Annotated in this window: 19 protein-coding genes and 1 tRNA gene; 7 read left to right on the top strand and 13 right to left on the bottom strand. The window is 67.2% G+C overall.

The genetic code is table 11. From position 1 onward, the window contains the following. Positions 1–124: 124 nt before the first annotated feature. Positions 125–201 (bottom strand) — tRNA-Arg (locus GLS40_RS04205). Between the two features lie 76 nt (positions 202–277). Next, the gene (locus GLS40_RS04200) at positions 278–1,291 is read right to left on the bottom strand and encodes a methyltransferase (RefSeq protein ID WP_160381488.1); all 1,014 of its coding nucleotides are present in this window, start codon (positions 1,289–1,291) and stop codon (positions 278–280) included. Between the two features lie 177 nt (positions 1,292–1,468). Between GLS40_RS04200 and GLS40_RS04195 the strand changes: the two genes are divergently transcribed. Together GLS40_RS04195 and GLS40_RS04190 are read left to right on the top strand one after the other, a co-directional pair. After that, positions 1,469–1,918 (top strand): PaaI family thioesterase, encoded by a 450-nt coding sequence (locus GLS40_RS04195; RefSeq protein ID WP_160381487.1) that lies wholly within the window; start codon positions 1,469–1,471, stop codon positions 1,916–1,918. Beyond that, positions 1,915–2,481: a TetR/AcrR family transcriptional regulator gene (locus GLS40_RS04190; protein ID WP_160381486.1), complete on the top strand. Its 567-nt coding sequence runs from the start codon at positions 1,915–1,917 to the stop codon at positions 2,479–2,481. Before GLS40_RS04195 ends, GLS40_RS04190 begins: the two co-directional genes overlap by 4 nt. A 76-nt stretch (positions 2,482–2,557) precedes the next feature. On the opposite strand, the gene GLS40_RS04185 is transcribed toward GLS40_RS04190, so the two are convergent. The 10 genes from GLS40_RS04185 to iscR form a co-directional block, all read right to left on the bottom strand. Then, positions 2,558–3,778, bottom strand: coding sequence for a cysteine desulfurase (locus tag GLS40_RS04185; RefSeq protein WP_160381485.1), 1,221 nt, complete (start codon positions 3,776–3,778; stop codon positions 2,558–2,560). Position 3,779: 1 nt separating this feature from the next. Then, on the bottom strand, positions 3,780–4,364 hold the full coding sequence (locus GLS40_RS04180; protein ID WP_160381484.1) for a YIP1 family protein: 585 nt from the start codon (positions 4,362–4,364) through the stop codon (positions 3,780–3,782). Beyond that, the gene (locus tag GLS40_RS04175; protein WP_160381483.1) at positions 4,354–4,845 is read right to left on the bottom strand and encodes a YIP1 family protein; all 492 of its coding nucleotides are present in this window, start codon (positions 4,843–4,845) and stop codon (positions 4,354–4,356) included. Before GLS40_RS04175 ends, GLS40_RS04180 begins: the two co-directional genes overlap by 11 nt. After that, positions 4,845–6,134 (bottom strand): SufB/SufD family protein, encoded by a 1,290-nt coding sequence (locus tag GLS40_RS04170; RefSeq protein WP_160381482.1) that lies wholly within the window; start codon positions 6,132–6,134, stop codon positions 4,845–4,847. Before GLS40_RS04170 ends, GLS40_RS04175 begins: the two co-directional genes overlap by 1 nt. Further along, positions 6,134–6,886 carry a Fe-S cluster assembly ATPase SufC gene (gene sufC / locus GLS40_RS04165; RefSeq protein WP_160381481.1) on the bottom strand — a complete coding sequence of 251 codons (753 nt, stop codon included), beginning with the start codon at positions 6,884–6,886 and terminating at the stop codon, positions 6,134–6,136. Before sufC ends, GLS40_RS04170 begins: the two co-directional genes overlap by 1 nt. Positions 6,887–6,944: 58 nt before the next feature. Next, on the bottom strand, positions 6,945–7,547 hold the full coding sequence (locus tag GLS40_RS04160) for a hypothetical protein (protein WP_160381480.1): 603 nt from the start codon (positions 7,545–7,547) through the stop codon (positions 6,945–6,947). 2 nt (positions 7,548–7,549) lie between these two features. Further along, a complete protein-coding gene (locus tag GLS40_RS04155) occupies positions 7,550–7,864 on the bottom strand; it encodes a heavy metal-binding domain-containing protein (RefSeq protein ID WP_160381479.1) in 315 nt (104 codons plus the stop codon). Between the two features lie 43 nt (positions 7,865–7,907). Next, complete coding sequence (gene sufB, locus GLS40_RS04150) at positions 7,908–9,440, bottom strand: Fe-S cluster assembly protein SufB (protein WP_160381478.1); 1,533 nt, start codon at positions 9,438–9,440, stop codon at positions 7,908–7,910. Positions 9,441–9,456: 16 nt separating this feature from the next. Then, positions 9,457–10,500 carry a cysteine desulfurase family protein gene (locus tag GLS40_RS04145; protein ID WP_160381477.1) on the bottom strand — a complete coding sequence of 348 codons (1,044 nt, stop codon included), beginning with the start codon at positions 10,498–10,500 and terminating at the stop codon, positions 9,457–9,459. A gap of 142 nt (positions 10,501–10,642) precedes the next feature. Beyond that, positions 10,643–11,107: a Fe-S cluster assembly transcriptional regulator IscR gene (iscR, locus tag GLS40_RS04140; RefSeq protein ID WP_160381476.1), complete on the bottom strand. Its 465-nt coding sequence runs from the start codon at positions 11,105–11,107 to the stop codon at positions 10,643–10,645. Positions 11,108–11,284: 177 nt separating this feature from the next. Here iscR and GLS40_RS04135 point away from each other — a divergent pair, with 177 nt between their 5' ends. The 5 genes from GLS40_RS04135 to GLS40_RS04115 all read left to right on the top strand — a co-directional run bounded on the left by GLS40_RS04135 (position 11,285) and on the right by GLS40_RS04115 (position 15,548). Next, the gene (locus tag GLS40_RS04135) at positions 11,285–11,938 is read left to right on the top strand and encodes an alpha/beta hydrolase (RefSeq protein ID WP_160381475.1); all 654 of its coding nucleotides are present in this window, start codon (positions 11,285–11,287) and stop codon (positions 11,936–11,938) included. 5 nt (positions 11,939–11,943) lie between these two features. Further along, entirely contained in the window at positions 11,944–12,246 is a 303-nt protein-coding gene (locus GLS40_RS04130; RefSeq protein ID WP_235905770.1) for a hypothetical protein, read from the top strand. Beyond that, the gene (locus GLS40_RS04125; protein WP_160381474.1) at positions 12,243–12,827 is read left to right on the top strand and encodes an HD domain-containing protein; all 585 of its coding nucleotides are present in this window, start codon (positions 12,243–12,245) and stop codon (positions 12,825–12,827) included. The genes GLS40_RS04130 and GLS40_RS04125 overlap by 4 nt, the downstream gene beginning before the upstream one ends. Positions 12,828–12,953: 126 nt before the next feature. Beyond that, a complete protein-coding gene (locus tag GLS40_RS04120) occupies positions 12,954–14,621 on the top strand; it encodes a tetratricopeptide repeat protein (RefSeq protein WP_160381473.1) in 1,668 nt (555 codons plus the stop codon). A gap of 45 nt (positions 14,622–14,666) precedes the next feature. Next, positions 14,667–15,548 carry a bifunctional helix-turn-helix transcriptional regulator/GNAT family N-acetyltransferase gene (locus GLS40_RS04115; RefSeq protein ID WP_160381472.1) on the top strand — a complete coding sequence of 294 codons (882 nt, stop codon included), beginning with the start codon at positions 14,667–14,669 and terminating at the stop codon, positions 15,546–15,548. A gap of 29 nt (positions 15,549–15,577) precedes the next feature. On the opposite strand, the gene mfd is transcribed toward GLS40_RS04115, so the two are convergent. Then, positions 15,578–19,048 carry a transcription-repair coupling factor gene (mfd, locus tag GLS40_RS04110; protein WP_160381471.1) on the bottom strand — a complete coding sequence of 1,157 codons (3,471 nt, stop codon included), beginning with the start codon at positions 19,046–19,048 and terminating at the stop codon, positions 15,578–15,580. Between the last annotated feature and the right edge of the window lie 2 nt (positions 19,049–19,050).

The raw sequence follows: 19,050 nt of genomic DNA, 5'->3' as shown, positions 1-19,050 counted from the left end.
AAGTGCCTGGTGCCCCCGTCAGGACAAAGCTCGACCGCCGGGCGCCCTCGCGGATTCAGGAAAACCGCTGCCGCGTCGTCTCTTTGCTCGAGGGAGTGCCATCTTTCGCTTTGCGAAAGGTATCTGGTGCACCCGACAGGATTCGAACCTGTGGCCTCTGCCTTCGGAGGGCAGCGCTCTATCCAGCTGAGCTACGGGTGCGTGCCGGAGTGCCATAAACCATGGCGTTGGCGGCGGCAATGGGGTTTTGCCGCGCGCCCTTCGTTTCCGCGCGGGCTCAGGCCGCCTTGCGGCCCGTGGCCAGCATCGTCATCTCGGGGATCATGGTCGAGACGTTCACATCGGCAAAACCCGCGCCCTCCATCGTGTCGGCCAGCCAGCCATCGTCGAGCGAGCGCGCCTCGGGCGTGAAGGCGGTGTGCTGAAGCTGCCAGAGCGCCGCAAGCTTGGGCCCCGAGCGGTCCTTGTCGACCACGAAATCGTGGATCAGCACCTGCCCGCCGGGCTGCAGCACCTCATGCGCCTGGGCGATCAGGCCGTTGTGCGTCTCGCCCGGGACACCGGAGAAGAGGTAGGACATCAGCACCACGTCCTGCCCCGCCGGCCACTGCGCCTCCAGCGCATTGCCCTCGACATAGGTCACGCGGTCCGACAGGCCGGCCTCTTCGACATAGTTCCGGCCCAGGGCGGCGACGTTGGGAAATTCCAGGATGGTGGCCGAGAGTTCGGGGAAGGCCTTGCAGAGCGTGATGGCAAAGGCGCCGGTCCCGCCGCCCACGTCCAGCAGCCGTTTTGCGCCGCCCAGGTCCAGGTTCCGCGCCAGGGCGCGCGCCGGGCCGAGCGAGCCGGCATGCTGGCTTTCGGAATAAAGCCGCGCCTCCTCGGGGTCCGCGAACCACTGGGCATAGGATTTCACGTCGTCGCTGGACATCTCGCCCTTGAGCACGCCGTCGATCTGGTCGAGCAGCGGATACATCTGCTTGCCGACCTGCAGGCGCAGGTAATCGCCGAAGTCGTATTTGGCGTCCTTCACCAGAAAGGCCTCGGAGGCGGGAGAATTGGCGAAGCGCCCGTCCTCGACCGACACGAGCCCCAGCCCGGCCAGAGCCGTCAGCAGCGTCACCATGCGATCCTCGTGCACCCCGGCCTTGTCGGCCAGTTCGGCACCGGTCAGCGGCCCGCCGGACAGATGGGTGAACACCTCGAGCTCGAGCGCCGCGAACAGGGTTTTCGAGCCCATGAACCCGAATGCGATGTCCGAGATCTGGTCGACTTCGGTGGTCAGTGTCATGTCAGTTCCCCTGGTTGTGGCTGATGGTGCAACCCTAACGCGCGCAGCCCGGATGGAAACAGCTCAGTGTCATTTTGCGACATGAATGGCAGGATTCCGACATGAATGCCTGCAGATTGACAGGGCGCGCGGGGCCGGGCATAGATTAGACCGATTGGTCTAGAGCGGAGACGCGCCATGTACGACTATTCCGTGCCCGAGATCCTCGACCGCCTGAACGGCAATTCCGGGGCGCAGGGCTTCAACCGGTGGTTCGGGCTGAAGGGGCTGGCCGCCGGCAATGGCCAGGTCGAGATCGAGGTGCCGATCCGCGACGACATGCGCCAGCATCACGGTTACGTCCACGGCGGCTGCATCGGGGCGCTCGCGGATATGGCCTGTGCCTGGGCCGGTTCGGCCAATGGCGGCGGCATCGACGTGGTGACCTCCAGCTTCACCGTGCATTTCCTGCGCCCCGCCACCGGCGAGACGATGCGCGCCAGGGCCCGCACCATCCGCAAGGGCAAGAGCGTGGCCACGGTCGAGGCCGACATCTTCGTGGAAACCGAGGGGGAAGAGCCGCGCCTGTGCGCCACCGCCCTCGCCTCCATCGCCATCCTGCCCGACGCCCGGCCGCGCATCCGATGACAGAGCCGGCCCCTGCCCCGCATCCCACGCGCGAACGGCTGATCCGCTCGGCCCTGCAGCTGTTCCAGTCCCGCGGCTATCACGATGTCGGGCTGGCCGAACTGTTGCAGGTGGCGGGCTGTCCCAAGGGGTCGCTCTACCACCATTTCCCGGGGGGCAAGGCGGCGCTGGCGGTGGCGGTGATCGACTGGCTGCGTGACGAGATGGTCACCGGCTTTGCCAAATCCGAAGCGCGGGCGATTCCGGCGGGCAAGCAGATCGAACTGCTGTTCGGCGGCACCGCCAAATGGCTGGAAGGCAACGGCTATGCCCAGGGTGCCCTGCTGGCCGTCATGGCGCAGGAGGTGGTGCCGCAGGACGAGGTGCTGACCAAGGCGGTGCATGCCGCCATGCGCGCCGGCATCGACGCCTTTGCCGCCTCACTGGCAGCGGGCGGCGGCGACGGCAGCCTTGCCGGGCCGGTCATGGCGATGCTCGACGGCGCGGTCGCCCAGGCCCGCGCGGCCCGCTCGCCCGCCCCGGTGATGCAGGCACAGGCGGCGGCGCTCAGATTGCTGGGCTGACGGCGCGGCCCGCGCGCCTGTCCGGGTGTCGCGGGCACAGGCGGCGGAGTTCAGGCCGCCCGGCTGACCGCGCGGCCTAGCCGAACAGTTCGTGCGCCAGGTCTAGCGCGTCGATCAGCGCGTCGACCTCGGCTTCGGTGTTGTACATGGCGAAGGAGGCGCGGCAGGTCGCGGTCACGCCCAGATGCTCCATCAGCGGCGCGGCGCAGTGATGCCCGGCGCGCACGGCGACCCCCTTCTTGTCGAGGATGGTCGAGATGTCATGCGCATGGGCCGCGCCGTTCATGGTGAAGGAAAAGATCGCCGCCTTGCCGGGCGCAGTGCCCTGCACGTTCAGCCAGTTCAGCCCCTTCAGACGTTTGGCCGCATAGTCCGCCAGCCCCTTCTCATGGGCCGCGATGGCGTCCATCCCGACGCTTTCCAGATAGTCCAGCGCCACGCCCAGCCCGATGGTCTGCACGATCCCGGGGGTCCCGGCCTCGAACTTCATCGGCGGGTCGGCATAGGTCACCGTGTCCTTGGTGACCTCGCGGATCATGTCGCCACCGCCCATGAAGGGGCGCATCTCGGCCAGCCGCTCCTTGCGGACGTAGATCGCGCCCGATCCGGAGGGGCCGTAAAGCTTGTGCCCAGTGATCGCGTAGAAATCGCAGCCGATGTCCTGCACGTCGACCTTCATGTGCACCGCGCCCTGCGAGCCGTCGATCAGCACCGGCACGCCCCGGGCGCGCGCCGCGGCGCAGATCGCCTTGACGTCGACCACGGTGCCCAGAACGTTGGACAGATGCGTCAGGGCGATCAGCCTGGTCTTGGGCCCGATGGCGTCGATCACCTTCTGGGTGTCGAGCGACCCGTCCAGATCCGTATCGACCCATTTCAGCACCACGCCCTGACGTTCGCGCAGGAAATGCCAGGGCACGATATTGGCGTGATGCTCCATCACCGACAGCAGGATCTCGTCCCCCGCCTGCAGGCGCGGCGCGGCCCAGGCGTAAGAGACCATGTTGATCCCCTCGGTGGTGCCCGAGTTCAGGACGATCTCGTCCTCGTCCCCGGCGTTGAGGAAGCGGGCGATCTTGCCGCGCACGCCTTCGTATTTCTCGGTCGCGAGGTTCGACAGGAAATGCAGGCCACGGTGCACATTGGCATATTCCATCGCATAGGCCTGGGTGATCGCGTCGATCACCACCTGCGGCTTCTGCGCCGAGGCGCCGTTGTCGAGATAGACCAGCGGCGTGCCGTTGACCTCTCGCGACAGGATCGGGAAATCCCTGCGGATCGCGTTCACATCGTACATTTCAGACCCCCTCGGGCGGTGCGACGCCAAACAGCGCCAGCATGAAGGACAGCACGAAGGCCAGACCGATGACGCCGATCACGAAGGCCACCAGCGCCCGTGCGACCGAGGAAAAGCCATGCGCCTCGGCCACGAAGTTCAGCAGGATCCAGATGCTCCAGATGCCCGCGATGGCGGCGATCATCCCGCCCAGCCCCGGCGACAGCAGGGCCATCACGGTCACGCCGACCTGCAGCACCAGCCGCAGCGCCTGCAGCCAGACCGAGATCGCCAGCAGGTCGTCGAAACGCCCCACGCCGCCCAGGATCTTGCCCGACATGGTCAGGAAGACGACATTGGCCAGCAGCAGCGCGGCGGCAAAGGCCGCCATCGCCACCGGCGCATTGACAAAGGCCGGCAGCGGCAGGCCCGAGGGCGCCTCCACCGGCAGGGCCAGGGCGTAGAAGGCGCCGTTCAGCACCGCGATCAGCGCCAGCGCCAGCAGCATCGCCTCGCGCCCCGGCGCCATGCCCAGCACCTGCTTGGCCGCCAGGCGCGGGCGCAGCACGGTATCCGCAACCAGGTTGCGCAGAAGATCAGACATCATGTGCCCCTCGTTCGGCGGCCAGCAGGCCCGAGACCCAGAACCAGCCGAAAACCGACAGCCAGACAACCCCGACCATCGCCAGTTGCGGACCCGGCCCGATGAACCCCGCCACCAGCCCGTGCAGCAACAGCAGCGGAACCGAGGCGAAGAGCGCCCAGAACAGCGCCAGCCGCGCCCCGTAGAAGGTGCCCTTGCCGCCCAGCACCCGGGCCACCAGATGCGCAAGGGCCGCCAGCATGTAAAGCGCCAGCGGCGCCATGAAGATCCAGGCCAGCAGGGTACTGCCAAGCAGCGGGTTCAGATCCGTGCCGGTCAGATAGGCCTGGCGCGCAAGGCGCGGCCACTGGGCGACAAAGATCAGCGCGCAGGCGGCCATCAGCACCGCCAGCGCCCGGTCCTCGCGCTGACCGGCGGCCAGCATGCGGGACAGCACCCGGCCCGGCCCCCGGTAGGTGGCCGCCATGTCGCGCAGCGCCGACATCAGTGGCGCCGACGCTCCAGCCAGCCGCGCAGGCGGTCAAGGACCTCTTCCTGCAGCGCGCCGTCCTCGATCTCCTGCACCGCCTCGGCCAGGAAGGCCAGGGTCAGCAGGTCGGTCGCGGGCCCCTCGGGGATCCCGCGCGAACGCAGGTAGAACAGCCCCGTCTCGTCGATCGCGCCCGAGGTCGAACCGTGCGAACAGGCGACATCGTCGGCATAGATCTCCAGCTCGGGCTTGGCCAGGAACTGGCTGTCCCCGTCCAGCAGCAGCGACTGGCTGATCTGGTAGCCGTCGGTCTTCTGGGCACCGGGCTTCACCAGGATCTTGCCCTGGAACACGCCGGTCGCACCGTTGCGCAGCACCTTCTTGAACACCTGCCGGCTTTCGCAATTCACCGCGTCATGGGTGACGAAGACCGTGTCGTCATGGTGGAAATCGCCATCGCCAAGCGCCGCGCCCGCCACATGGGCCGTCGCATTGTCGCCGGTCAGCTCAAGCACGCATTCGTTGCGGGTCATCACGCCGTTCATGGTGACGGTGAAGCTCTTGAACGTGCTTTCGGACCCGAGCCGCGCAAAGACATGCGTCGCCGCCCGCCGCTGGTGGTCGCGGCCCTGCGCGCGCACATGGTGGAACGCGGCGCGGTCGGCCAGTTCGACCTCCATCACCATGTTCATCCGGGCGGCGCCGGGACCGTTTTCCAGCAGGGTCATCTCGGCCCCCGCCTCCAGCTTCACGACATGGTGCAGGTATGCATCCGAAGTCTCTGATTCATGAAGGTAAATCAGGCTCACAGGCCGTTCGGCCCGGCCGGTCACATGGATCAGCACCCCGTCGGTCGCAAAGGCGGTGTTCAGGGCCGCCAGCGGCCGCGCAACGGGGGTCTGACCCCGCGCCTCCAGCGTGCCGTAAAGGTCGCGCGCCCAGTGGATATCGGTGGTCTGGGCCGCTTGCAGCCGCTCGATCGTGACCCCGGCCAGCGCCGGATCGTCCGAGGCCCCGGCATCGAAAACACCGTCGACAAAGACCAGTTTCACCCGGTCGATCCCGTCAAAGATCGGCGTGTCGGACGAGGTATAGACCTCGGCCGCAGGTGCCTCGGCCTGCACCAGCGAGGCCGGGCGGGTGAAGCGCCAGTATTCGTCGCGCGGGGCCGGCAGGCCCAGGGTCTCGACCCGCTCCAGCGCGGCATTGCGCGCGGGGCCGGTCCAGCCCGGCGCCTCGGGCGCGCTCAGCGCCGCCAGCCGGGCCTGGGTGGCATCCAGTTTCGCCTTGGGCAGGGCCGACATCACGCCTCCTCCAGGAAGTCTGCATACCCGTTGGTCTCGACCTCCAGCGCCAGCTCGGGGCCGCCGGTCTTGACGATGCGGCCGTCCGACATGATGTGCACCACGTCGGGTTTGATGTGGTCCAGAAGCCGTTGATAATGCGTGATGACCAGGAAGGCGCGGCCTTCGTCGCGCAGGGCGTTCACGCCGTCGGCCACCAGCTTCATCGCGTCCACGTCAAGGCCCGAGTCGGTCTCGTCCAGGATGCACATCTTGGGTTCCAGCATCGCCATCTGCAGGATCTCGTTGCGTTTCTTCTCGCCGCCGGAAAAACCGACATTCACCGGGCGCTTGAGCATCTCGGCGTCGATCTTCAGGGCCTTGGCCTTTTCGCGGATCACCTTCAGGAACTCGGTCGCGCTCAGCTCGTCCTGCCCGCGCGCCTTGCGCTGCGCGTTCACGGCGGTGCGCAGGAAGGTCATGTTGCCCACGCCGGGGATCTCCACCGGGTACTGGAACGCCAGGAAAAGGCCCGCCGCGGCGCGTTCCTCGGGCTCCAGCTCAAGCAGGTCGGTGCCGTCGAGCGTGGCCGCGCCTTCGGTTACCTCGTATCCGTCACGGCCCGACAGCACGTAGGACAGTGTGGACTTGCCCGACCCGTTGGGCCCCATGATCGCATGCACCTTGCCGGCCTCGACGGTCAGGTCGACACCTTTGAGGATCTGCTTGTCCTCTTCTTCAAGTTTGACGTGCAGGTTCTTGATTTCCAACATGTATCTCTTCCTTCGATCTCTGCCGCGCCGGGCGCGGCCTGTTCCCTGGGGCGCCCGGTCAGGGGCGCTGCATCAACTGGATCACCTGCAGCAGCCGCTCCGCCGGAACGGGCTGCGGGGTGACCTCGAACCGGGCCATGCGGCCGGTGAGTTCGGGCGTGCCGAGGTAATCCTCGATCACGTGATAGGCCTGACGGCCCGCGTAGTCGTCAAACAGCAGCACCACCGGGCGCTGCGCGCGAAAGGCCGTCGCCAGGGCGCAGCCCACGCGGAACCGCCCGTCGACCAGCACCACGTCGGGATGCGGGATCTCGTCCAGCTCCCACACGCCCAGCGGATAGGCCGGATAGCTGCGCCAGCCGTGATGGCTTTTGGGATGGCCCCATTCCTTGGTCGGCCCGATGTCGGCATGGATCACCTCCACCGGCGAGGCTGGCGGGGTCTGGGCGAACCAGTCGCGCATCATGGCGGCCCAGTCGGGATCGCTCTCGACGCTGAACACCCGCTTGCCCGGCATCTCGCCCGCCAGCACGGTCGAGCCCCCCGAGCCATATTCCAGGATGACCGAGGCGGCGGCATATTCCGCGCGCAGCAGGGCCGCCTCTGCCTCGGGCAGGGTCAGCTCCGGCCGGTCGATCCTGGGGGCAGAGACGTCGCGCATGATCAGTCGATCACCACCGCGGTGCCCGAGACCGAAACCATCAGCATCGAGTCGCCCACCACCTCGTAATCGAGATCGACCCCGACCACGGCATTGGCACCCATCGTGGCCGCCCGCGCCTCGAGCTCGCGCATGGCGGTGTCGCGCGCATCCTGCAGCTTGCTCTCATAGGCGCCGGACCGGCCGCCGATGATATCGGTGATCCCGGCAAAGAAATCCCGCACCACATTGGCGCCCATGATGGCCTCGCCCACCACGATGCCCTTGTATTCGCGGATCGGGTGGCCCTCGATCCCGTTGGTCGTTGTCACGATCATGCCCGTCTCCTGTCTGCGCGCCCGAATTTTCGTCGAAAATTCGTTACCCGACCGATCCTTCCAGCGAAATCGCGACAAGCGCCTGGGCTTCCATGGCGAATTCCATCGGCAGCGCCTGCAGCACTTCCTTGCAGAACCCGTTCACCACCAGCGCCACAGCCTCTTCCTCGTCCATCCCGCGCGAGCGGCAGTAGAACAGCTGGTCGTCATCCACCTTGGAGGTGGTCGCCTCGTGCTCCACCCGGGCCGTGTTGTTCTTGACCTCGATATAGGGCACCGTATGCGCCCCGCATTTGTCGCCGATCAGCAGGCTGTCGCACTGGGTGTAGTTGCGCGCGTGCTGCGCCTTGGGATGCATCGAGACCAGCCCGCGATAGGTGTTCTGCGCACGGCCCGCGCTGATCCCCTTGGACACGATCCGGCTCTTGGTGTTCTTGCCAAGGTGGATCATCTTCGTCCCGGTATCGGCCTGCTGGTAGTTGTTGGCGATGGCGATCGAGTAGAACTCGCCCTGGCTGTCGTCGCCGCGCAGGATGCAGGACGGATATTTCCACGTCACCGCGCTGCCGGTTTCCACCTGGGTCCACATCACCTTGGCCCGGTCGCCCCGGCAATCGGCGCGCTTGGTGACAAAGTTGTAGATGCCGCCGCGGCCCTCCTCGTCGCCCGGGAACCAGTTCTGCACGGTCGAGTATTTCACCTCGGCGTCTTCCTCGACGATGATCTCGACCACCGCCGCATGCAGCTGCGCCGTGTCCCGCTTGGGCGCGGTGCAGCCTTCCAGGTAGCTGACGTAAGAGCCCTTGTCGGCGATGATCAGCGTCCGCTCGAACTGGCCGGTGTTCTCGGCATTGATGCGGAAATAGGTCGACAGCTCCATCGGGCAGCGCACCCCCGGCGGCACATAGACAAAGGAGCCGTCCGAGAAGACCGCGCTGTTCAGCGTGGCGTAGAAATTGTCGCTGACCGGAACGACGGAGCCGAGGTATTTCTTCACCAGCTCCGGATGCTCCTGGATCGCTTCCGAGATCGAGCAGAAGATGACGCCCGCCTTCTCCAGCTCCTTCTTGAAGGTCGTGCCGACCGAGACGCTGTCGAACACCGCATCCACCGCGACCCGGCGTTCGGGCGCGGCCCCGTCGGCGGGCGCGGCCTCGGCGCCTTCGACACCGGCCAGAACCATCTGTTCCTTCAGCGGGATGCCCAGCTTTTCATAGGTCGCCAGCAGCTTGGGATCGACCTCGTCCAGCGATTTGGGCTTGGTCTCCATGCTTTTCGGACGGGCATAGTAATACTGGTTCTGAAAGTCGATCTTGGGATAATCGACCATCGCCCAGGTCGGTTCGTCCTTGGTCAGCCAGCGGCGATAGGCCTCCAGCCGCCAGTCGGTCATCCACTCCGGCTCGCCGTTCTTGGTCGAGATCAGCCGCACGATGTCCTCGTTGAGGCCCATCGGGGCATAGTCCATCTCGATCTCGGTGTCCCAGCCGTATTTGTAGGTGCCGACCTTGGCGACGGCATCCACCGTCTCCTGGTCCACGCCGTCCTTCACCTCGGTCTTGTCGAGTGCCGTCATGGCGGTTCCTTCCGTCTTACGCCGCGCGGGCGCGGTGTTTGCGTCGCTGCGCGGCCCAGGTCCGGGCAAAGCGCAGGATGTCCTCTTCGGTGGTCTCGGGGCCCAGGCTGACGCGAATCGCGCTGGCTGAGGCCCCTTCGTCGAATCCCATGGCGCGCAGCACGCGGCTGGCACGCACCTTTCCGCTGGAACAGGCGGATCCGGCCGATACGGCGAATCCGGCCAGGTCCATCTGCATCACCTGCGTCTCGCCCTTCCAGCCGGGGCTGACGATGCTGCAGGTATTGGGCAGGCGTTTGGCGCCTTTCCCAGCAAAGATAATATCGCTGTCCTCGGCCGCAATGGCCTCTTCCAGCAGATCGCGCCGTTGCGCGACGCCGTCCCAGATCCCGGCGTCCAGATCCCGAGCCGCCGCTGCGGCCGCGGCACCGAACCCGGCGATGCCGATCACGTTCTCGGTGCCCGAGCGGCGGCCCATCTCCTGGCCCCCGCCCCGGATCCGCGCCTGGACATCCAGACCCCGCCGCAGCACCAGCGCGCCCACGCCCTTGGGCCCGCCCAGCTTGTGGGCCGAGACCAGCGCCATGTCGCACCCCAGCCAGTTGAAGGCCAGAGGCACCTTGCCGAAACCCTGCGTCAGGTCGCAGACCGCCAGATCGGCGGGCAGATCCTGGATCACGCCGGTTTCGGAATTGGCGAATTGCAGGGTCGCCGCCTGCGGCTCCGCCACCTGCACCGCGCCTTGCGCATCCACCGGCAGCCCGCTCTCGGCCCAGGCCAGGACGGCGTCATGTTCCACCTCGGCGCAGTGCAGGCCACGACCCGCCAACGCCAGCGCCGCCGCCTCGGTCGCGCTGGAGGTAAAGATCACATCGGCCCCGTCCGCGCCGAGCGCCGTGGCGACCTGCGCCCGCGCCCGTTCGATCAGCGCCTTGGCCTGCCGCCCCTCGCCATGCACCGACGAGGGGTTTCCGGCGACATCCATCGCCGCGATCATCGCCTCGCGCGCCTCGGCCCGCAGCGGCGTGGTGGCGTTGTGATCCAGATACACCCGCCTCATCGCGCGCGCCCTCGGGGCAGGAGGCGCACCCCGGGCTCCATCCGGCCGCAAGAGCGCCCCGCCCGGGGCAAGTGGCCACAAGCGCCTCGCCCGGACAGCAGCGCGCCGTCGGCCAGGGCGCATTTATGTCCGCCGGCCCGGGTCATGCGTCCTCGTCCACCACGGCAAAGAGGTTGGGCACCGCGGGGCATGGCGCCAGCCCGTTGCCCACCACATCCGACAGCCGGGTCTGGTGCAGGAAGACATAGACATGGGCCGAAAGCCCCTCCCACAGCCGGTTCGTCACCGACTGCGCGCGCGAGCCGGACAGCCCGCCCGAAGCGCCCGCGCCCTTGTGCATCGCGCTCACCGTCTCGTCCACGGCGGCCAGCACATCCGACACGCGGATATCGCTGGGCGAATGGGCCAGCCTGTAGCCGCCCCCCGGGCCGCGCACGGATTCGACCAGCCCGGCGCGGCGCAGCTTGACAAAAAGCTGCTCCAGATAGGGCAGCGAAATCGCCTGCCGCTTGGAGATACCCGCCAGCGTCACCAGACCGTCGCCCGGCTGCAACGCCATGTCGGCCAGGGCAACCATCGCGTAACGTCCCTTGGTGCTCAGTTTCATGGCCGCCTCCGCCGCGTGACTTCCCCGGATCCGCCGGAAATGATTGACCTTCCCGGACCCAGGAACTATCTCGCAAAAAGCCCGATCCGGACCACGACCGGATTTAGAACCGTTCTAATGTGCCCGAGAGAATTCGTCAAGAATTCACGCGCATATCCGCAGGAGACCGCGCAAACAATGCCCGAGGTCATTTTTCCCGGCCCAGAAGGCCGGCTCGAAGGCCGCTACCACCCGCAGAAGGAACGTGACGCCCCCATCGCCATCGTGCTGCATCCGCATCCGCAGTTCGGCGGGACGATGAACAACAAGGTCGTCTACAATCTGCATTACGCCTTTCACAAGATGGGCTTCACCGTACTGCGCTTCAACTTCAGGGGCGTCGGCCGCAGCCAGGGCGAATACGACCAGGGCATCGGAGAGCTGAGCGATGCCGCTTCGGCGCTCGACTACCTGCAGTCGATGAACAACAACTCGAAACACTGCTGGGTCGCGGGGTTCTCGTTTGGTGCCTGGATCGGCATGCAGCTGCTGATGCGCCGCCCCGAGATCACCGGGTTCATCTCGGTCTCGCCGCCGGCCAACATGTACGATTTCTCGTTCCTGGCGCCCTGCCCGTCCTCGGGCCTGATCATCAACGGCACCGCCGACCGGGTCGCCCCGCCGGCCGATACCGCCTCGCTGGTGTCGAAGCTGAAGGAACAGAAGGGCATCACTATCACCCATGAACAGGTTGAAGGTGCCGGCCATTTCTTCGAAGATCCGCATATGGACACGATGATCACCAGCGTGTCCGACTACGTGAAACGACGCCTGACCGAAACAACGCGCTAAGGCTCATGTCGACACTGCAGACCCTCGCCGCCCAGCTGGGCGAAGACGTGATGAAAGCCATGGACGAAACCGGCGACGACCGGCTGTTCATGGAAATCGCGGGGGTCATCGGTGCCGCATCCCAGACGTTGGAAGAGGCCTTTCTGACAGACGTCCGCGTGCGCCTGGCCGAACGCAAGGCGCGCGCGGCGCTGGAACGCAAGCTGGCCCAGCATCGCGCCAGCGCCCCGCCGCAGCCGGCGAAACCCGCAGCGGCCCAGCCTGCGAAACGCATCGCCCCCCGGCCCGCGCCCAAGCCCGGACAATGACCAGCCGCCTCGACGCCCAGATGGCCTTTCTGACCGAGGCCGACCGCCTCAAGTCGGTGCTGCGCGCCACGCCGCTCTGCGACAATTCGCGGCGCGAGAATTCGGGCGAACATTCCTGGCACCTCGCGCTTTACGCCATGGTGCTGGCCGAACATGGCGCCGATGTCTCCATCGACCGGGTGATCCGCATGCTGCTGATCCACGATCTGGTCGAAATCGACGCCGGCGATGTGCCGATCTATGGCGCCGGTGCGCTTGACGCCGAAACCGTCGCCGCGCGCGAACAGGCCGCCGCCAACCGGATCTTCGGCCTGCTGCCCGCCGACCAGGCCACAGCCTTTCGCGCCCTGTGGGAAGAGTTCGAGGCAAACGAGACCCCCGATGCACGATTCGCCAAGTCGCTCGACCGGTTCCAGCCGCCGAATCAGAACCTCGCCTCGGGGGGCGGCTCCTGGATCGACTATGCGGTCACCTGGGATGTCTTCCGGGAAAAAGTCGGCCGCAAGATCGAAAGCGGGGCGCCCGCGCTCTGGGACTGGATCGCGCCGAAGGTGAAGGCCTTTATCGCCAGGCTGGGCTGACTGCGGGCGCTTCGCGGCCTCCACGCCCCGCGCGCCTGACCAATTTCCGCGCTTGCCCTGTCTGATCAGCCGCGTTCAACTCCTGGCATACCGTTCCCTAACCGTTGAGCGATGCGAGGCCCCGGCATGGACACTTACTACGACCTGGGCACCCACAGCTTGCCCGTCACCACCGCCTCGCCCCTGGCGCAGCTCTGGTTCGACCGGGGCCTGAACTGGACCTACGGCTACAATCACGAAGAGGCGCTCGCCTGCTATCGCCGCGCGCTGGAGCACGATCCCGATTGCGCGATGGCGCATTGGGGCGTCTCCTATGCCGCCGGGCCCAATTACAACATGCCCTGGATCCTGATGGACGGGCAGACCCGGGCCGATGCGCTGGCCACGGCCCATGCCGCCGCCGCCGCCGCGATGGCCCTGGCCGACCGGGTGAGCGCGCCCGAGGCCGCGCTGATCGCCGCCCTGCCCGCCCGCTATCCCGCAAGCGAACCGATCGACGACCTGCGCCCCTGGGACGATGCCTTTGCCGATGCCATGCGCGCGGTCTGTGCCGCCCATCCCGGCCAGCTCGACATCCGCACGATCTTTGTCGAGGCGCTGCTGAACCGCACGCCCTGGCGGATGTGGGACCAGCGGACCGGCCAGCCCGCCCCGGGTGCCGACACGGCCGAGGCGCAGCGCGTGCTGGAGGACGCCTTTGCCAGCGATCCCGCCGCGATGCGCCACCCGGGTCTGCTGCACCTCTACATCCACCTGATGGAGATGTCGCCCACGCCCGAAATCGCCCTGCCCCAGGCCGACGCCCTGCGCGAACTGGTGCCAGATGCCGGCCACCTGGTGCACATGCCGACCCATATCGACGTGCAATGCGGCCATTACCGCGACACCGTTGTGTGGAACCAGAAGGCGATTGTGGCCGATCTGAAATACTATGAGCGCGAAGGGGCGATGAACCTCTACACCGGCTATCGCCAGCACAACTATCACTTCGTGATCTATGGCGCGCTCTTTCTGGGGCAGATGGAACCGGCGCTGGCGGCGATGCGCGGCCTGCGCGAGACCACGCCCGAAGAGATGCTGCGGATCGAAAGCCCGCCGATGGCGGATTATTTCGAGGCCTTCATGGCGATGGAGCCGCATATCCTGATCCGCTTTGGCAAATGGGACGCGCTGCTGGCGATGGAACTGCCCGAGGACCGCACGCTCTATCGCACGCTCACCGCCACCACGCTCTATGCTCAGGCGCTGGCCCATGCGGCGCTTGGCCATGTCGATGCCGCGCTGGCGGGGGAAGAGGCCTTTTTGCAGGCCGCCGCGCTGGTGCCGCGCACCCGCTATCTGCACAACAACGTGGTGCCCGACCTGATGGAGATCGCCAAGGCCATGCTGCGGGGCGAAATCCTCTACCGTCAGGGCGCTTTCGACGCCGCCTTTGACGCGCTGCGCCGTGCCGTCGCGCTGGACGACGCCCTGCCCTATGACGAGCCCTGGGGCTGGATGCAGCCCGCCCGCCACGCGCTTGGGGCGCTGCTGTTCGAACAGGGGCATGTGGCCGAAGCGGAACAGATCTACCGCGAGGACCTGGGCCTGGCCGGGCAGTTGCCGCGTGGCTCGATCCACCCGGACAATGTCTGGAGCCTGAAGGGCCTGCACGATTGCCTTGCCGCGCGGGGCGACACGGTCGAGCTGCCGCAGCTGCGTCAGCGGCTGGATTTCGCCCTGGCCCGCGCGGATACCGAGGTCGCGGCCTCGTGCTTCTGCGCCCAGGCGGCGATGCGACCCTGCTGCGCGTGACATTCCGGATTGACGGCGGATTTATCTGACCTTAGTCAGATAAACATGAGCCTTGATCCCGTCGCCCGCTTCCGCCGCTTCTCGCGCGCCGTCACCTCCGAGGTCGGCGCGCTCGACGACAGTTTCCTTGGCCGCGGGCGTTCGCTTGGCGCCGCCCGGGTGCTGAACGCCATCGGGCACGGGCATTGCGACGTGGCCGCGCTGCGCGCCTTTCTGGGGCTCGATTCCGGGCTGACCAGCCGCCTTCTGCGCGGGCTGGAGGACGAGGGCCTCATCCTCACCGCGCCCCACCCCGAGGACGCCCGCCGCCGCGTGGCCGCGCTGACCGAAACCGGCGCGGCGGAATTCGCCGCCTACGAGGCGCTCTCGGACGAGCGCGCCCGCGACACCCTCTCGCGCCACCCCCGGCCCGAGGCGCTGCTGGCGGCGATGGATCTCGTCGCCTCGGCCCTTGCCCGCGACCGCATCACGCTGGACGAGGACGACCCCCGCGGCCCCGACGCCCGCTATTGCCTGGGCGAATACTACGGCGAGCTGTCCCGCCGGTTGGCGACCGGTTTCGACGTCTCGCTGTCCCGCGACCCCGAGGCCACGGCGATGATCCGCCCGCGCGGCGTGTTCCTCGTGGCCCGCTCGGACGGGCTGGCCCTGGGCTGCGCCGGGTTGAAGGGCACGGGCGATGGCACGGCCGAGGTCAAACGCGTCTGGGTGGCCCCCTCGGCCCGGGGCCTGGGCCTGGCACGGCGCATGATGACCCGGGTGGAGGAGATCGCCGCCGAGCTGGGCATCGGGCTGCTGCGACTGGACACGAATTCCGCCCTGCCCGAGGCGGTGGCGCTTTACCACCGCGAAGGCTGGAGCGAGATCCCCCGGTTCAACGACGATCCCTATCCGGATACATTTTTCGAGAAACGGTTGGGCCTGTAAGGCAACGGGTGGCGCCGGGGCGGCTGACCCTACCCGGCCTTGCGCGCCTTTTCCTTGGCCTGCACCTTTTCGGTCAGGTCCCGGGCGATGGCAAAGGCGCCCTTGATCTTGTCGGCGTCGGATTTCCAGTCGCGGCGCACCACGATCTTGTTGTCCTTGACCTTGGCCAGACCCTTCTGCGCCTGCACGAACTCCACCAGCCCCTCGGGGCTGGCGAACTTGTCGTTGTGGAACTGGATCGTCGCGCCTTTGGGGCCGCCGTCCAGCTTGGCGATCCCCGCGCGTTTGCACAGCCCCTTGATGCGCACCACCAGCAGCAGGGTGTTCACCTCTTTCGGCAGCTTGCCGAAACGGTCGATCAGCTCGGCGGCAAAGCCCTCCAGCTCGACCTTGGTCGAGAGCGAGGACAGCCGGCGATACAGGCCAAGGCGCAGGTCGAGGTCCGGCACGTAATCCTCTGGAATCAGGACAGGAACCCCCAGGTTGATCTGCGGGGCCCACTGGTCGTCGGCATCCGTCAGCCCCTCCAGTTCGCCCGCCTTGATCTTGGCGATCGCCTCTTCCAGCATCTGTTGGTACAGTTCGTATCCCACGTCGCGCATCTGGCCCGACTGTTCCTCGCCCAGCAGGTTGCCCGCGCCGCGGATGTCGAGATCCTGCGAGGCCAGCGTGAACCCCGCGCCCAGCGTGTCCAGCGTGCCCAGCACCCGCAGCCGTTTCTCGGCAGCCGGGGTCAGCTTCACCCGGGGCTTGGTGGTCATATAGGCATAGGCGCGGGTCTTGGCCCGGCCGACCCGGCCCCGGATCTGATAGAGCTGCGCCAGCCCGAACATGTCGGCCCGGTGCACGATCATCGTGTTGGCGCTCGGGATATCCAGCCCGGATTCCACGATGGTTGTGGCCAGCAGCACGTCGAACCGGCCGTCGTAAAACGCGTTCATGCGGCGATCCAGGTCGCCCGCCGCCATCTGGCCATGCGCGGTGACATAGGTCACCTCGGGCACCTGATCCTTGAGGAAGGCCTCGATCTCGTTCAGGTCCGACACGCGCGGCACGACAAAGAACGACTGCCCGCCCCGGTAATGCTCGCGCAGCAGGGCCTCGCGGACGGTCACGCCGTCGAATTCCGAGACATAGGTGCGGATCGCCAGCCGGTCGACCGGCGGGGTGCCGATGATCGACAGATCCCGCACCCCCGACAGCGACAGCTGCAGCGTGCGCGGGATCGGCGTCGCGGTCAGGGTCAGCACATGCACGTCGGATTTCAGCTGCTTCAGCCGCTCCTTGTGGCCGACGCCGAAACGCTGCTCCTCGTCCACGATCAGCAGGCCGAGGTTGCGGAAATTCACGCCCTTGGCCAGCAGCGCATGGGTGCCGACAACAATATCCACCGTGCCGTCGGCCACGCCGCTGCGCACGCGGGTGGCATCCGCCGCATTCACAAAGCGCGACAAGGGGCTGACCTGCAAGGGAAATCCCCGGAACCGTTCGGCAAAGCCCTGATAGTGCTGCCGCGCCAGCAGGGTTGTTGGCGCGATCACCGCGACCTGCACCCCGGACATCGCGGCGACAAAGGCCGCGCGCAGGGCGACCTCGGTCTTGCCAAAGCCCACGTCGCCGCAGACAAGCCGGTCCATCGGGTGGCCAGAGGCCATGTCGCCCAGCACATCCTCGATCGCCGAAAGCTGGTCGTCGGTCTCCTGATAGGGGAAGCGCGCCTGAAAGGCATCCCAGGCACCTTCGGGCGGCTCCAGGATCGGGGCGGTGCGCAGGATGCGTTCGGCGGCCACCCGGATCAGCCGGTCGGCCATCTCGCGGATGCGTTCCTTCAGCCGGGCCTTCTTGGCCTGCCAGGCGCCCCCGCCGAGACGGTCGAGCAGACCCTCCTCATGCCCGTATTTGGACAGCAGTTCGATATTCTCGACCGGAAGGTAAAGCCTTGCGTTGTCGGCATATTCCAGCAGCAGGCATTCATGCGCGGCACCGGCGGCGGTGATCACCTCCATGCCGATGTAGCGGCCGATCCCGTGGTCGACATGCACCACCAGATCGCCCGAGGTCAGCGACTGCGCCTCGGTCAGGAAATTCTCGGCCCGGCGCTTGCGGCGGGGGCCGCGGATCAGCCGGTCGCCCAGCACATCCTGTTCCGAAACCACGGTGATCCGGGACTCGCGCCACGGCCCCATGAAGCCATGTTCCAGCGGCCAGACCGCCAGATGCAGCCCGCGCTTGCCGATCCCGCCCGCGTCGCGGACAGAGACGGCACCAACCAGCCCCTCGTCCTCGATCAGCCCTTCGAGCCGTTCGCGCGCGCCCTCGGAGTAAGAGGCGACGACCACCGGCCCCTCTTGCAGCTTTGCGCGAACAAAGTCCGCCAGAACCTTGAAAAGGCTCACGTTCTCCATCTGCCGCTCGGGCGAGAAATTGCGCCCGATACGCCCGCCGCCATCCACCGCCCCGGGCCCCGAGGCCTGCGGCAGCGCCGACATCTGCACCACCCGCCGGCTGGCCATGACGCCGTCCCAGGCGCTTTCGTCCAGGTAGAGCAGACCCGGCGGTGCGGGCTTGTAGACGCTGTCCATCCGCCCGCGCGTCTCAAGCGCCAGGCGGCGCGTCTCGTACTGGTCGGTGATGCTTTCCCAGCGGGCGATCCGGGACGGTTTCGTCTGCTCGTCCAGCATGACCGTCGCATCGGGCAGATAGTCGAACAGCGTTTCCAGCCGCTCGTGGAAGAACGGCAGCCAGTGCTCCACGCCCTGATGCTTGCGCCCCGCGCTCACCGCCTCGTAAAGCGGATCGTCGGTGCCGGCCGCGCCGAATTCCACGCGGTAGTTCTGGCGGAAGCGGGTGATCGCGGCGTCGTCCAGGATCACCTCGGAGACGGGGGCAAGCTCCACCACCTCCAGCTTCTCGGTCGTGCGCTGCGTGCCCGCGTCGAAGCGGCGCGCGCCGTCCAGCACGTCGCCGAACATGTCCAGCCGCACCGGCCCGCCTTCGCCCGGCGGGTAGATGTCGATGATGCCGCCACGCAGGGCGTAATCGCCCGGCTCGGTCACCGAATGGGACTGGACGAACCCCATGCGGACAAGGAAATCGCGCAGCGCCTTTTCGTCGATGCGGTGGCCGACACGGGCGGTGAATGCCGCCTCGCGCAGCACCTCGCGCGCGGGCACCCGCTGGGTGGCGGAATTCAGCGTCGTCAGCAGCACGAACCGGCTGGGCATGCCATGTACCAGCGCGGCCAGCGTCGCCATCCGCGTGGCCGAGATATCGGCATTCGGCGACACCCGGTCATAGGGCAGGCAATCCCAGCCCGGGAACTGGATCACCGGCATCGAAGGGTCGAAGAAGCGCAGCGCATCGGCCATCGCCGCCATGCGCCGGTCGTCGCGGGCGACATGCACCACGGGCGCCTGGCGGCGCGCGACCTCGGCCAGAACCAGCGATGCGTCGAACCCCTCGGGTGCACCGCCGAGGGTGATGTGATCCGCGCCCGCCATGC

The sequence above is a fragment of the Pseudooceanicola pacificus genome (assembly GCF_009789075.1).
GTDB lineage: Bacteria > Pseudomonadota > Alphaproteobacteria > Rhodobacterales > Rhodobacteraceae > Pseudooceanicola > Pseudooceanicola pacificus.
Note: the sequence above shows the minus strand (reverse complement) of the source record. Positions and strands in the feature narration are given on the sequence as shown.

What these genes read in the sequence shown, in the direction of transcription:
- GLS40_RS04200 (WP_160381488.1), bottom strand. Translation starts at nt 1,291, where the DNA reads ATGACACTGACCACCGAAGTCGACCAGATCTCGGACATCGCATTCGGG.
- GLS40_RS04195 (WP_160381487.1), top strand. Translation starts at nt 1,469, where the DNA reads ATGTACGACTATTCCGTGCCCGAGATCCTCGACCGCCTGAACGGCAAT.
- GLS40_RS04190 (WP_160381486.1), top strand. Translation starts at nt 1,915, where the DNA reads ATGACAGAGCCGGCCCCTGCCCCGCATCCCACGCGCGAACGGCTGATC.
- GLS40_RS04185 (WP_160381485.1), bottom strand. Translation starts at nt 3,778, where the DNA reads ATGTACGATGTGAACGCGATCCGCAGGGATTTCCCGATCCTGTCGCGA.
- GLS40_RS04180 (WP_160381484.1), bottom strand. Translation starts at nt 4,364, where the DNA reads ATGATGTCTGATCTTCTGCGCAACCTGGTTGCGGATACCGTGCTGCGC.
- GLS40_RS04175 (WP_160381483.1), bottom strand. Translation starts at nt 4,845, where the DNA reads ATGTCGGCGCTGCGCGACATGGCGGCCACCTACCGGGGGCCGGGCCGG.
- GLS40_RS04170 (WP_160381482.1), bottom strand. Translation starts at nt 6,134, where the DNA reads ATGTCGGCCCTGCCCAAGGCGAAACTGGATGCCACCCAGGCCCGGCTG.
- sufC (WP_160381481.1), bottom strand. Translation starts at nt 6,886, where the DNA reads ATGTTGGAAATCAAGAACCTGCACGTCAAACTTGAAGAAGAGGACAAG.
- GLS40_RS04160 (WP_160381480.1), bottom strand. Translation starts at nt 7,547, where the DNA reads ATGCGCGACGTCTCTGCCCCCAGGATCGACCGGCCGGAGCTGACCCTG.
- GLS40_RS04155 (WP_160381479.1), bottom strand. Translation starts at nt 7,864, where the DNA reads ATGATCGTGACAACGACCAACGGGATCGAGGGCCACCCGATCCGCGAA.
- sufB (WP_160381478.1), bottom strand. Translation starts at nt 9,440, where the DNA reads ATGACGGCACTCGACAAGACCGAGGTGAAGGACGGCGTGGACCAGGAG.
- GLS40_RS04145 (WP_160381477.1), bottom strand. Translation starts at nt 10,500, where the DNA reads ATGAGGCGGGTGTATCTGGATCACAACGCCACCACGCCGCTGCGGGCC.
- iscR (WP_160381476.1), bottom strand. Translation starts at nt 11,107, where the DNA reads ATGAAACTGAGCACCAAGGGACGTTACGCGATGGTTGCCCTGGCCGAC.
- GLS40_RS04135 (WP_160381475.1), top strand. Translation starts at nt 11,285, where the DNA reads ATGCCCGAGGTCATTTTTCCCGGCCCAGAAGGCCGGCTCGAAGGCCGC.
- GLS40_RS04130 (WP_235905770.1), top strand. Translation starts at nt 11,944, where the DNA reads ATGTCGACACTGCAGACCCTCGCCGCCCAGCTGGGCGAAGACGTGATG.
- GLS40_RS04125 (WP_160381474.1), top strand. Translation starts at nt 12,243, where the DNA reads ATGACCAGCCGCCTCGACGCCCAGATGGCCTTTCTGACCGAGGCCGAC.
- GLS40_RS04120 (WP_160381473.1), top strand. Translation starts at nt 12,954, where the DNA reads ATGGACACTTACTACGACCTGGGCACCCACAGCTTGCCCGTCACCACC.
- GLS40_RS04115 (WP_160381472.1), top strand. Translation starts at nt 14,667, where the DNA reads ATGAGCCTTGATCCCGTCGCCCGCTTCCGCCGCTTCTCGCGCGCCGTC.
- mfd (WP_160381471.1), bottom strand. Translation starts at nt 19,048, where the DNA reads ATGGCGGGCGCGGATCACATCACCCTCGGCGGTGCACCCGAGGGGTTC.